The 13,109-nt window shown below is 40.7% G+C and carries 15 protein-coding genes; 3 read left to right on the forward strand and 12 right to left on the reverse strand.

Annotation, left to right across the window (positions count from 1 at the left end):
* Window positions 1–5 precede the first annotated feature (5 nt).
* Window positions 6–464: a 2TM domain-containing protein gene (locus NE848_RS06095; RefSeq protein WP_252111489.1), complete on the reverse strand. Its 459-nt coding sequence runs from the start codon at window positions 462–464 to the stop codon at window positions 6–8.
* 62 nt (window positions 465–526) lie between these two features.
* Here NE848_RS06095 and NE848_RS06100 point away from each other — a divergent pair, with 62 nt between their 5' ends.
* Together NE848_RS06100 and NE848_RS06105 are read left to right on the forward strand one after the other, a co-directional pair.
* Complete coding sequence (locus NE848_RS06100; protein ID WP_252111492.1) at window positions 527–1,603, forward strand: aminotransferase class V-fold PLP-dependent enzyme; 1,077 nt, start codon at window positions 527–529, stop codon at window positions 1,601–1,603.
* Window positions 1,604–1,804: 201 nt separating this feature from the next.
* Entirely contained in the window at window positions 1,805–2,095 is a 291-nt protein-coding gene (locus NE848_RS06105) for an isoamylase early set domain-containing protein (RefSeq protein WP_252111494.1), read from the forward strand.
* Between the two features lie 61 nt (window positions 2,096–2,156).
* Here the strand turns inward: NE848_RS06105 and NE848_RS06110 are convergent, their stop codons facing one another.
* From NE848_RS06110 to NE848_RS06160, 11 genes are all read right to left on the reverse strand, one after another.
* Window positions 2,157–2,438, reverse strand: a complete 282-nt coding sequence (locus NE848_RS06110; protein WP_252111496.1) for a DUF427 domain-containing protein — start codon at window positions 2,436–2,438, stop codon at window positions 2,157–2,159.
* 16 nt (window positions 2,439–2,454) lie between these two features.
* Window positions 2,455–3,423, reverse strand: a complete 969-nt coding sequence (locus NE848_RS06115) for an L-histidine N(alpha)-methyltransferase (RefSeq protein WP_252111498.1) — start codon at window positions 3,421–3,423, stop codon at window positions 2,455–2,457.
* 12 nt (window positions 3,424–3,435) lie between these two features.
* Window positions 3,436–4,599, reverse strand: a complete 1,164-nt coding sequence (egtB, locus tag NE848_RS06120; RefSeq protein ID WP_252112113.1) for an ergothioneine biosynthesis protein EgtB — start codon at window positions 4,597–4,599, stop codon at window positions 3,436–3,438.
* A gap of 98 nt (window positions 4,600–4,697) precedes the next feature.
* The gene (locus NE848_RS06125) at window positions 4,698–5,108 is read right to left on the reverse strand and encodes an energy transducer TonB (RefSeq protein WP_252111500.1); all 411 of its coding nucleotides are present in this window, start codon (window positions 5,106–5,108) and stop codon (window positions 4,698–4,700) included.
* Between the two features lie 22 nt (window positions 5,109–5,130).
* Window positions 5,131–5,508: an energy transducer TonB gene (locus NE848_RS06130; RefSeq protein ID WP_252111502.1), complete on the reverse strand. Its 378-nt coding sequence runs from the start codon at window positions 5,506–5,508 to the stop codon at window positions 5,131–5,133.
* A 27-nt stretch (window positions 5,509–5,535) separates the two neighbouring features.
* Complete coding sequence (locus NE848_RS06135) at window positions 5,536–6,360, reverse strand: thymidylate synthase (protein WP_252111504.1); 825 nt, start codon at window positions 6,358–6,360, stop codon at window positions 5,536–5,538.
* A 129-nt stretch (window positions 6,361–6,489) separates the two neighbouring features.
* Window positions 6,490–7,467 (reverse strand): YihY/virulence factor BrkB family protein, encoded by a 978-nt coding sequence (locus tag NE848_RS06140; protein ID WP_252111506.1) that lies wholly within the window; start codon window positions 7,465–7,467, stop codon window positions 6,490–6,492.
* A 131-nt stretch (window positions 7,468–7,598) separates the two neighbouring features.
* Entirely contained in the window at window positions 7,599–9,305 is a 1,707-nt protein-coding gene (locus NE848_RS06145; RefSeq protein ID WP_252111508.1) for a NupC/NupG family nucleoside CNT transporter, read from the reverse strand.
* 12 nt (window positions 9,306–9,317) lie between these two features.
* Window positions 9,318–9,944 carry a bifunctional nuclease family protein gene (locus NE848_RS06150; RefSeq protein WP_252111510.1) on the reverse strand — a complete coding sequence of 209 codons (627 nt, stop codon included), beginning with the start codon at window positions 9,942–9,944 and terminating at the stop codon, window positions 9,318–9,320.
* Window positions 9,945–10,028: 84 nt separating this feature from the next.
* On the reverse strand, window positions 10,029–10,997 hold the full coding sequence (locus tag NE848_RS06155; protein ID WP_252111512.1) for an electron transfer flavoprotein subunit alpha/FixB family protein: 969 nt from the start codon (window positions 10,995–10,997) through the stop codon (window positions 10,029–10,031).
* 50 nt (window positions 10,998–11,047) lie between these two features.
* A complete protein-coding gene (locus NE848_RS06160; RefSeq protein ID WP_252111514.1) occupies window positions 11,048–11,794 on the reverse strand; it encodes an electron transfer flavoprotein subunit beta/FixA family protein in 747 nt (248 codons plus the stop codon).
* Between the two features lie 305 nt (window positions 11,795–12,099).
* Between NE848_RS06160 and NE848_RS06165 the strand changes: the two genes are divergently transcribed.
* Entirely contained in the window at window positions 12,100–13,077 is a 978-nt protein-coding gene (locus tag NE848_RS06165) for a pyruvate dehydrogenase complex E1 component subunit beta (protein WP_252111516.1), read from the forward strand.
* The last annotated feature ends 32 nt before the right edge of the window (window positions 13,078–13,109 follow it).

Raw genomic sequence — 13,109 nt, forward strand, 5'->3', positions numbered from 1 at the left:
AATATCTAAGAGTTTATCGGTGTATCCGGATCTTCCGGTTCAATTCTTTTCTTGGGTTCAATTGGTTTCTGCGGGTCTTTTTTCATAGGCGATGGGTGTTCTCTTTCCACCTGTTCCTGCAGCCTGGCGATCTTCTCCTTTTGTTTTTTTACCAGCCTGTCTACCTGCTTTGCTTCCCAGTCCTTTCCCATAAAACTGTTTACTATAAAAACGTTGAAAAAATGAACCAGGAAAATAAGCAACCAGATCAGTACCGCCCACACGAACCAGTTATAACCCAGGGGTTGGAAATCTTCCTTATAGCCTATAACTACATTGAGTACAATCAGAAAAACAGCTCCGATAAGAAAAATCACAAAATGCTGAAAAAGCCTCTTTTTTTCTTTAGTTCTTTTTCTTGCATTCTCGTATAATTCGCGCTGTTCGTAATCTATTTTGGAAGTGTTTTTCTTTTTAGAAAACATAATAACAATTACATTAGTGTACTATCAAATTTACATTTTATAAAAAGAACTCCCTAAAGCTTATGGATAATTTAAGAAAAGGCTTCCCCGTCCTTGAACAGTATACTTATTTAAATACGGCCGCATCTGGTCTTTTGCCGGAAAAGGTATGGGAATTTCGCCAGGAACACGATCTTGATTTTCTTATTAAGGCAAGCCTGCTTAAGGAGAAAATGGGGGAGATCCTTACCGGCGTTAGGGAGAGCGTTGGGGATTTCTTTAATTGTGCGCCTAACCGTGTGGGACTGGTACCCAATTTTTCTTATGGCTTCAATTCGGTGCTTGAAAGTATTGACAAGCCTTCTAAATTTCTCCTTCTGGAAAACGATTATCCTTCTATTAACTGGGCGGTAGAATCCCGTGATTTTAAGGTAGTCTATGCAAAAATCGATCGGCATCTTGAAGACAATATCCTTCAGCAGATAGAGAAGGAAAAGCCAGATTTCTTTGCTTTTAGTATTGTTCAGTATATTAACGGAGTCAAGCTTGGAATTGATTTTCTGAAAAAGCTCAAGGACAAATTTCCTGATCTTATCCTTATCGCTGATGGCACTCAGTACTTTGGAACAGAAGAATTTCATTTTGATGATTCGGGAATCGATATCGCTATAAGCAGCTGTTATAAATGGATGAATGGCGGTTACGGAAATGCTTTTATGCTGTTCAATGAATCTATACAGGGTAGGATATTTCCCAAACATCTCGGTTTTGGTTCGTTGCAGGGAAAGTATAAGGCGCATGAAGGAAATTTTATCGGGAAGTTCGAGCCGGGGCATTATGATACCCTGAATTTTGGAAGCCTGAAGGTGGCCATAGATCTTATTAAGGAAAAGGGAATGGATGCAATAGAGGAGAAAATAGATCTTCTTAAGAATATGGCCCGTGAAAGATTCAGCGCTGCCGGGCTCCTGGAGGAGTGGACGGCTACCCGAAATGATTTTGCCCCTCTTTTCAATATAAAAGGTGATGACAGGCTTTTTGCCAGATTAAGAGAAAATGATATCATCACCTCACAAAGAGGTAATGGGATAAGGGTTAGTATGCATTATTTTAACTCTGAAGAGGATCTTAAACGCCTTTTTAAGGTTCTAAATATCTGATTTTCAAAAATTTTATCAGGCTTTTATTGATGAAAAATTGAAGATTTAATCCCTGATAACGTTTGCGTATTTTAAAGTCTTCCTATAATTGGCAAATTATTTTTGATATTCGAAAAAATGACTATAACTAACTGATTTTTATTGTTTTATAACTCTATATTATTTTAATTTGGAGCTTGAATTAGTATAAAAAATTAAGTCATGTCTATCACAAAACAATACCTTAAGTCTAAGCCTGAGTGTAAGATAACTTTTTGTGTTCCTGCAAAGGATGCAAGCAAAGTTGAAGTAGCCGGAGATTTTAATGGCTGGAATTCAGCTGAATTAAAAAAATATAAGAACGGTAATTTTAAGGCCCAGTTCAACCTTCCTGTAGATAAAGAATATCAGTTCAAATATATAGTAGACGGTGAATGGGTGAATGAAACGGAAGCTGATGCTTATCAGTGGAATGATTATGCAGCTTCAGAAAACTCTGTCTTAGTGGTTTAGTTAAATGGTATAATCGGAGAAGGGCCGATTTTACCAGAAATGGGTAAAGGTTACCGGAGTTTTATTCGGTAACTTTTACCTCATTGCAGAAGGCTACATGATTTTCTATGGGCCTTGCAGCATAACTTGTTTTCGGATAGTACCATGCCGCATTCCGGTTGAATTCACTATCAACTTCAATGTGAAAATAGGAAGCTTTGCCTTTCCAGGGACAACGGGTATTATGATCGCTTTTTACGAAATATTCTTTCTCGATATCGTCCATGGGAAAATAATGCTTGTTTTCAACGATGAGCGTGTTAGCACTTTCAGCAATAACGGTATCATTCCAGACGGCTTTCATGGGATGTATTTAGAGGTTACTTCCTTCTAAATATATAATTTTTAAAGCAGTTTTCCTTATCACTGAAAGAGCGTTCCACTACCAGTCCGGCTTCATCGGCCAGCCAGTTCACAATAGAATCGTCATATTTCTGAGAGATCTCGGTATGAATACTCTCCCAGGCATCAAAATTCACTTCCAGTCCCAGTTTTTTGATATTCACCTTTTGCGGAGTTTTACTAACCAGAAAACTTTTGGCAGTACCCGTTTCAGGATTGTAGGTTTCCCAGTGCAGGAATTTATCAGGGTCAAAGTTCCCACCTAATTCATTATTGATACGTACCAGCAAGTTCTTATTGAACTCTTCTGTGATCCCTGCAGGATCGTTATAGGCATCGAGTATGGCCTGAGGATGTTTTTTCTGATCAAAGCCCATGAACAGCATATCGTCCCTACTCATTGCCTTTGCAATGTTGGCCAGGAACTCCACGGCTTTTTCATGTAAAAGATTGCCAATATTACTTCCAAGGACAAGGATCACTTTTTTACGTGAATTATATTCTGAAAGCTTTTCAAGGGTTTTGAAATAAGTACCCTGCTGAACTTTTACATTTACCTGTGGAAGCTCTTTTTTTAATGAGAGCTCCAGTTCATCAAGAGCATGCTGACTAATGTCTACGGGCAAGTATTCGAATTTATATCCCTTATTTAACAGTTCCTGTAAAAGTACCTTGGTCTTTTTACCATCCCCGACTCCAAGTTCTATTAGGTCAAATCCTTTTTCACTGCTGAAGGATTCCGCAATGGCAGTCGCATTTAGCCTGAGAATATCAAATTCGCAGGCCGTAAGATAGTATTCGGGCATTTCCATGATCTTCTGGAAGAGCTTATCACCCTTCTCATCATAGATATACTTAGACAGCAGATATTTAGGATAGCTGGTAAGCCCTTTATAGGTATCCTCAGCAAAGGCCGATTCAAACATGGTTTCTGTTGGGTTTTTCATTTGATATTCAATTTATTTTACCAGCCTGAAGCCTGTAAACTGCCATCTTAGCTGTGGATGAAAAAAATTTCTATAAGTGTGCCTGGTATGCTTCGCAGAGGTGGCTACCGAGCCTCCTCGTAAAACTTTTTGATTTACCATGAACTTGCCATTGTATTCGCCCAGGGCACCATCGGGTTTAGTGTAATTAGGGTAAGGGGAGTAGGCACTTTCAGTCCATTCCCATCGGCTTCCCCATTCAAAATACTGTTGAGCGGTTTCCCATTCCTGTTCTGTAGGCAGGCGCATTCCCTTCCACTGTGCATAGGCAAAAGCTTCGTAATATGAAATATGGGTAACGGGCGCATCCGGGATCAGCTTTATCAGTCCGTTCAGGGTGTACTGATGCCACTTCCCATCTATTTTATGCCAGTAAAACGGGGAGTTTATATTGTTCTCATTTACCCAGTCCCATGCTTCTGCATGCCATAGGAGAACATCTTTATAACCACCGGCTTCTATGAATTCTATGAATTCCGCATTGGTGACAAGTTTGTTTGAGACTTCAAAGTCACAAAGGAACGTCTTATGGGCTCCTTTTTCATTGTCATAACAAAAGTCATCCGATTTATTGCCAATTTCATAGACTCCTTCAGGGACCATTAACCATTCCCTTTTAAAATCCTGGATGGGGTTTTCCTCGAACTCATCGTTATATTTCGGGAAAAGAGGATTGTTACCCAGGATGTATTTAATGTCTGTATATAAAAGTTCCTGATGCTGTTTTTCATGATGGCATCCAATTTCCACCACACTTAGTGCTTGCTCGTCCAGTTGTTGGGAATTAAGGAGTTCCAGCATGGCATTGGTAACATATTTCCTGAAATCATATATCCACGCAACGGTAGGCCTTGAAAGATTTCCGCGGTTGGTGCGTATCACTTTATCTCCCACGCTTTCATAGTAACTGTTAAACACATAGGCCGTATTATCATCAAAAAGTTTATGGGAGTCGGCGTATTTTTTTAGCACAAACTCTTCAAAGAACCAGGTGGTATGGCCTAAATGCCATTTTGGAGGGGAAACATCCACGATGGGCTGAACCACATAATCTTCGGTCTCAAGAAATGAGCATATATGTTCAGAATCTTTTCTGGTCTCTTGAAAGAGTTGGATTAATTCCTGTTGTGAAAGCATAAAAAAAGAGTGATACTTTTGGGTATCACTCAAATTTACAATTTTTTAAAAATGACCTTCCTAATCAGTAGTTAAGGTCAAGTTAAATGTATTTATGCCTAAAAAGTCAGCGGGATGGTATATTTAACCGACCTTGGCTTTCCGGCAGCATGACCCGGAGTCATTTGCGGGATTGCCATGATCATTTTTTTAGCTGCTGCGTTCACTTTCGGGTTAGCGCCTTCAACTTTTGTGACCACTACATTGCCTTTTTCAGTAACTTCCATAGAAATAGTGGCCTTTCCACGAATGTATTCTCCCTTTTCGTTTTTAGGGTACTTATAATTTTCTTTAATATGCTGCATCAGCATTTTGTTGAAGCAGGTCTTTTTATCATCACTGTCTTCACAACCCGGCCAAACAGGTGCCGTTTCCTTAATAGTTATTGTGTTACCCTTTACTTCCACATCTTCCTGGGCGAAACCGGTAATTCCTGTTAGCATTAAGGCAATGATCAAAAACTTTTTCATAACAATTCTTTATATTTTAGGTTTAGAAATTGAAGGGAACCGTAAAATTTCTCGCGTCTGGCTCACCATTCAATGTTCCTGGTTCCATTTCAGGAATCTTAAGGATCATTTCTTTGGCCGCCTGATTCACTTCTGGTTTGGCTCCTTCCACAGAATTAACAACAACCTTTCCATTCTCGTCTATTTGAAAAGAAATTGTCACTTTTCCGCGAACATACTCGCCGGCATCATTTTTTGGATATACATAATTCTCCTGTACGTGTTTTGAAAGTTTCTGGTTAAAACATTTTTTCACATTGTCGGCATCCTCACAGCCCGGCCAAACCGGAGAGGTTTGCTGTGCATTTGCGATTCCCATACCACCAAGTAAAAAACATGTGATAACTAATAACTTCTTCATAATCTTTGAAAATTTTAAAAGGTTAAACTATACCGCAACCTTGGCTTTAATGCCTGGATACGGATCATAATCCTCTAAAATAAAATCTTCAAACTTAAATCCAAAAATATCTTTGACTTCGGGGTTGATTTTCATCTTTGGAAGTGGCCTTGGTTCCCTGCTAAGCTGAAGTTCTACCTGCTCCATATGATTGCTGTATATATGCGCGTCCCCGAAAGTATGTATAAAATCTCCTGGTTCATAGCCGCAAACCTGGGCCATCATCATGGTAAGAAGAGCATAGGAAGCAATATTGAACGGAACGCCAAGGAAAATGTCGGCACTCCTTTGATATAACTGGCAGGATAACTTCCCATCAGCCACATAAAACTGAAAAAAGGCATGGCAGGGGGGAAGGGCGGCTTTTCCATTGGCTACATTCTCTGAAAATGAAACGGAAGTATCCGGTAAAACTGAGGGATTCCAGGCCGACACCAGCATTCTCCGGCTATTGGGATTGTTCTTCAGGGTATCTACCACTTCCTTGATCTGGTCTATGCCTTCGCTGTTCCAGTTTCTCCACTGGTGGCCATAAACTGGACCCAGATCTCCATTCTTATCGGCCCACTCATTCCAGATACGAACACCATTCTCCTTTAGGTATTCAATATTTGTATCTCCTTTAAGGAACCAAAGCAATTCGTGTATTATGGATTTTAAATGCAGTTTTTTGGTGGTGACCATAGGAAAACCTTCGCTCAGGTCGAACCGCATCTGGTAACCAAAAACGCTTTTTGTTCCGGTAAGTGTTCGGTCTCCTTTCTGTGCTCCATTCTCCAGTACGTGCTTCAGTAGATCGTGATATTGTTTCATTGGAAAGGCCTTTTTGCTATGAAAAATTCGAAAATTAAATTCCAATAAAAATAATAAAACATGTAAAAATTGAAGGCTGAAATTGAATGGAAAAGGGAATAGTTATCAACTTAGTATCAACGAAAATACTTAATCTTCGCAATCCTGGTCAACAGCGCATCTGTCGGCATGATAAGCCCTGCGTTCTCCCATTGGCCTTTGTTCACCGATGGTGGTGTCATATCTGGTTTGATGTTCCATTTCAGAATTTACCTCTGCTCCCATTAGAACGATAAAAGCGGTAAGGAATAGCCAGAGCATTAAGATAGCCACCGCTGCAAAGCTTCCGTAAAGGTCGTCGTAACTCCCAAAATTACTCACATACCACGAAAATAGCATTGAACCCGCAAGCCATAGCAGAGTACCCAGGATAGCTCCCCAGCTCACCCACCTAAACTGGGGACTTCTCCTGTTGGGAGCGATTTTATAAACTATACTTAGCGAAGTAATTAGGATGAGTCCGAGTATTACCCAGCGAAGCCAGGTAAGGGTTCTTTCAAGCATCTGTGGAAGACCAAGTTTATCAATTAAAAGAGGGAAAAAGATCACGATTAATAGACTTATAAGTCCAAGTACAAGCCCGCAAAGGGTAAAAAGAAGAGTGATGAGATTTTTTTTGAAAATATTACGGGTCTCTATTTCATCGTAGGCAATATTTATTCCCTGGAAAAGAGCATTTGTACCTTTATTGGAACTCCATATACTTATAAGAACACTCACTACAAGTCCCCAGCTGATCTCCTTTCTGGACTGCCGAATAACCGGATGCAGAAAGTCACTGATCATTCCAAAGGCTCTTTCAGGCAGGATGAGATTAAGCCTGGAGATCTGCTCCTCAATTTGTGAAGGATCTATAACCAGAGTATAGATGGAAATAGCAGCTACAATGGTTGGGAAAATGGCCAGGAAGAAATAGAAAGCAACTCCTGCAGAAACTATCTGAACATGATCGGCCTTCATTTCGTGCCAAACACGTTTAGCGATATCAATCCAGCCCTTAGGAGGGATCTGGTGAGGCCATTGCGCCTCTTCACCGCGGTAGAACGATTTATTTCGGTTTTCTTCCATTTTCTGAAGACAAAAAATTCTTAGTCTTAAGCCATTTTCAATATTGAAAAAAATGCTCAGGGCAATTTAGAATTTATCTACTGCCTTAAAGAAAATCAAATTAGAAAGTTTTCTAAAAACTTTTGAAAAACCTAGCCTATGATCATTCCTGCGATAGTTGCAGAAAGTAAAGATGCGAGAGTTCCCCCAATAAGTGCTTTCATTCCGAATTCTGAAAGTGTCTTTCGCTGCCCGGGAGCAAGAGATCCAATTCCACCGATCTGGATTCCAATGGAAGCAAAGTTCGCAAAGCCGCAAAGCATATAGGTAGCCATGATCACTGATTTCTCGTAAGTAAGGCTTAAAGCGTTGGCGGGATTCTTAAGATCTGCAAGCTGAACGTAACCAACAAATTCACTGGCAGCCAGTTTAATTCCCAGCAATTGCCCCATCAGCATCATGTCTTCTCTTGCTACACCTATCACCCACATAAGTGGAGCGAATATCAGCCCTAAAATAGATTCCAGGGAGAATTTGGAATAGGGGGTGTGTTCGGCCATTAAAGAGTTAAGTGATGTCCAGCCACCTATCCAGCCCAGGATGTAATTGATCATGGCGATAAAAGCGATGAAAACTAGAAGCATTGCCGCAACATTCGCAGCCAGCTTAAGGCCTTCGGTAGTTCCATTAGCGATGGCGTCTAGAATGTTTGATCCTATCTTTTCAGAAGAAACCTCCACATCGGTATTTACAGATTGCTGCTGCGGATATAATATTTTTGATACCACGATGGCCCCCGGTGCCGCCATTACTGAAGCAGCCAGCAGGTGTTTCGCAAACTGTAGGCGCATTTCTGGATCATCGCCTCCCAGGAAGCCTATGTAAGCCGCAAGCACCCCTCCTGCAACGGTGGCCATTCCGCCTACCATGACAAGAAGTATCTCAGATCTGGTCATTCTTTCCAGATAGGCCTTGATCATAAGAGGAGCTTCAGTCTGACCAAGGAAGATATTCCCGGCAACACTTAAACTTTCAGGCCCCGAAATTCCTAATAATTTGGTGAGTATCCAGGCCATTCCTTTTACAACGATCTGTATCAAACCTATATAGAACAATACAGAGGTAAGCGCCGAAAAGAAAATGATGGTTGGTAATACCTGAAACAGGAAGATAAATCCGAAACTGTCTACATCCATCATTCCACCAAGAAGAAACTCACTTCCTGCTGCTGTGAAATCAAGAATAAGAACAAAGATATTTCCAACGAATTCAAAAACCTTTTGAACGATTGTGATTTTGAGTACCCCGATTGCCAGCAATAACTGGGCGGCTAGGCCCAATCCAACGGTCTTCCAGTTAACTGCCTTACGGTTGCTACTGAAAATAAAGGCTATTACGATAAGAAGTATCATCCCTATGACACCTCTAAAAATGCTGGAAGAAGTTATTCCCTGGCTCGGGACCATGGTTTTAGCAGTCTTTGCAGGGATAACTTCGTCTGCCGACTGGTCTTTCACCTTTAGATCGAATACCAACTTATTGGAGGCGATGGTCATGGTAGAGTCGCTAAGACCGGTTACTCGAAGGTTTTGTATAGTATCTTTAGGGGTATTGTAAAATAAAACCAGAAGTTTATTCTGGTAAAGATAATCTCCTGAAGCAAGGGTGTCCTGGCCGGAATCACTTAAAAAATGAAATCTTCCTTCTTTGAAATTAATTTCTCCAGCATTGCCAAATATAGCCTGTTGACTAAGGCTGTCTGCCTGAGGTTCAAGTTGCCAGTTTTTTGAAATACTTTGAGAGAATGCTGATGTAATAGAAAATAGGATCAGCAATAGGCAACACCAGAATTTGTTCATTTTCGGGGGGAATTATTTTCTTTTAGAAATCTCGTCCCTGATTCGGGCCGCTTTTTCATAATCTTCCTGACTTACAGCTTGCGAAAGTAATTCTTTTAATTCTTCCAGCGACATTTTTTTATAATCGGTGGTGTCTTCAGACTTCATTTCGATCTCTTCTTTTAGAAGCTCTTCCTCTATGATGTCCTCTTCTTCTTTTTCCTCTTTTTCGCGTTGTTTTTCTTCGGCCTTCAGATAGATACCGGCCTTGTCAAGAATATTTTTATAGGTGAATATTGGCGCATTGAATCTTAGAGCCAGTGCAATGGCATCACTGGTTCGGGCATCGATGATCTCTTCAATTCCATCTCTTTCGCAAATAAGGCTGGAATAAAAAACACCGTCTACCAGTTTATGTATAATAACTTGTTTTACCACAATCTCAAACCTGTCTGAAAAGTTCTTGAACAGGTCATGAGTAAGTGGCCTTGGCGGTTTTATCTCTTTCTCCAGGGCAATGGCAATAGATTGTGCTTCAAAAGCCCCGATCACAATTGGCAGCTTTCTTTCGCCTCCTACTTCGTTGAGGATTAAGGCGTAAGCACCGTTTTGTGTTTGACTATAAGAAATTCCTTTAATATTCAGTCGCACTAAACTCATACTACAATAAGTTAAAAAGGCTGTCTAAATAAGGACAATTCGCCAGATTTAGACAGCCCTTTTATGGGGCACAATTTATGAAAATTATGCGTTTTTCTCTTTAAATTCCCTCAATTTTTCATTCAGTTTAGGCACAACCTCAAAGGCATCTCCAACCACCCCGTAGTCTGCCGCCTTAAAAAACGGGGCTTCCGGGTCGTTGTTGATCACAACTTTTGTTTTTGCCGCATTGATACCCGCCAGGTGCTGAATAGCTCCTGAAATACCAACAGCGATATAAAGATTGGAGGCAACTGGTTTTCCGGTCTGGCCAACGTGTTCGCTGTGAGGTCTCCAGCCCATGTCGCTAACCGGCTTGGAGCATGCGGTGGCAGCACCAAGAATTTCGGCCATTTCTTCGATCATTCCCCAGTTTTCAGGTCCCTTTAATCCTCGACCTCCTGAAACCACTACTTCGGCATCTGCAATGGTCACCTTATTGGTGGCCTTGTCCACAGATTCAACATTAACTGAAAAGTCTTCATCAGACAGCTGAGGGCTGAAGTCTTCCGCTGCCGCATCTCCCTGAGTTTCCTTAAGTCCGAAAGCATTCTTCGCCAATCCTAAGATCTTAACATCGGTATTGATCTTGGTGAAGTTAAAGGCCTTATTGGTAAACGCGTTTCTTTTTACAGTAAAGGGATCGGCGCTTTCTGGTAAGGCTACTACATTGGAAGCATAACCTGCTTCAAGCTGAACGGCTAAAAGAGGAGCAAGGTATTTACTGTCTGCGCTCTGGCTTAGAACAACTACTTTGCTACCTTCTTTCTCTGCTGCCTGTTTAATAGCATCGGCATATGCTTCAGCATTGAAGTTTGAAAGTTTATCATTGCTCACTTTAAGCACTTTATCCACTCCGTAAGTTCCCAGTTCAGAGATGTCTTCAGCATTGAAAGTGATCGCGGTCACACTGGTTCCCAGCATTTCTGCAACTCCTTTCGCATATGAAGCCACTTCATACGAAGCTTTTTTAAATTTTCCTTCTTCTGATTCTATATATACTAAAACTGACATTTTTCTTCTGATTTTAGGTTTGAAATTTAATGAGCCTTGTTCTTAATTACTTAAATAACCTTAGCCTCGTTATGAAGCAGGTCTATGAGTTCATCAAGATTTTCTGGATCCACTAACTTAACCTCTCCTTTTGGAGCAGGTTTTTCAAATTTCACCGCTTCAGTTTTGGGAGTGGTCTCAGATGGCTCAACCACGTTCAACGGCTTTTTACGGGCCTGCATGATCCCTCTCATATTTGGTATGCGAAGATCGCTTTCTTCTACCAGTCCTTTCTGTCCGCCAATTACAAGAGGAAGTGAGGAAGTTAAGGTTTCCTTTCCGCCATCTATCTCACGAATGGCTGTTGCCTTGTCTCCTTCAACTTCAAGGCTTATACAGTTGTTTACAAAATTAGCATCTATAAGCCCTGCAAGCATCCCAGGAACCATTCCTCCGTTATAATCAATAGACTCTCTGCCGGCGATTACAAGATCGTAGCTTCCTTCTTTAACTATTTTCGCAAGTTCCTTTGAAACCTGGAAACCATCTGTTGGTTGAGCGTTCACTCGAATAGCACTGTCGGCACCTATGGCCAGAGCTTTTCTAAGGGTAGGCTCGGTTTCAGCACCACCAACATTTACAACATCTACGCTTGCGCCTTGTTTTTCCTTGAACCACATTGCTCTGGTAAGACCAAATTCATCGTTTGGGTTAATTACAAATTGAACTCCGTTAGTATCAAATTTGCTATCCCCGTCGGTGAAATTGATTTTTGATGTAGTGTCAGGCACATGACTAATACATACTAAGATTTTCATATATAAAGTTCTTTTTTTAATAAAACGATTTCGCTGACGAAGGTAAGTAATTTTAGTCAAAAAAAGCTATGCATGCATAATAAATTTTACATTGTTCCCCAATTGAGTTTTAATATGATTCTTAGCGGATTATCTCTTTAATTTATTATTAATAGTGCGAACATTTGAATGTATAATTTATCCTGATACGTCGCGGGCCCCCTTAGTTCTTTGGCAGTTGGGAAAATTTTAATCGGCAAATATGGTTTTTACCTTATTGAATTACTATTTTTGCCTTGCAGGAATAAAAAATAACATAATACATAATGAGGACAATTCAATTTAGAGAGGCTGTTGCCGAAGCTATGAGCGAAGAAATGCGTCGTGACGAAAGCATCTATTTAATGGGAGAAGAGGTAGCCGAGTATAACGGTGCATATAAGGCTTCTAAAGGGATGTTAGACGAATTCGGTCCGGAACGCGTTATAGATACTCCAATCGCTGAACTTGGTTTTGCAGGTATAGGTGTTGGGTCAGCTATGAATGGTAACAGGCCAATCATTGAATTCATGACCTTCAATTTCTCTCTGGTTGGAATTGACCAGATAATTAACAATGCTGCTAAAATGAGGCAGATGAGCGGAGGGCAGTTTAATATTCCTATTGTATTTCGTGGACCTACAGCTTCCGCGGGTCAGTTAGGAGCAACTCACTCTCAGGCCTTTGAAAGCTGGTTTGCGAATACCCCTGGATTAAAAGTGATAGTGCCTTCAAATCCTTATGATGCAAAAGGCCTGCTTAAAGCAGCGATCCGTGATGACGATCCGGTGATCTTTATGGAAAGTGAGCAAATGTATGGGGATAAAGGTGAGGTTCCTGAAGATGAATACGTGATCGAAATTGGAAAAGCCGATATAAAAAGAGAAGGGGATGATGTAACCATCGTATCTTTTGGAAAGATCATTAAGGAAGCATACAAGGCTGCAGATCAACTTGCGGAAGAAGATATCTCCTGTGAGATCATAGACCTTAGAACCATTCGTCCGATGGATCATGATACCATCCTGGAATCTGTGAAAAAGACGAATCGTCTGGTAATTCTGGAAGAAGCATGGCCATTCGGAAATGTAGCTACTGAAATCACCTATCAGGTTCAGTCAAAAGCATTCGATTACCTGGACGCTCCAATTGTAAAACTTAATACGGCCGATACCCCGGCGCCATATTCTCCGGTTCTTCTGAAGGAATGGTTGCCAAACAGCGATGATGTTGTTAAAGCTGTTAAAAAGGTAATGTACAAGTAAGACTATTCAACTTATATTTGAAACTTCATCTT

The organism is Gramella jeungdoensis (assembly GCF_023805255.1).
GTDB classification, from domain to species: domain Bacteria; phylum Bacteroidota; class Bacteroidia; order Flavobacteriales; family Flavobacteriaceae; genus Christiangramia; species Christiangramia jeungdoensis.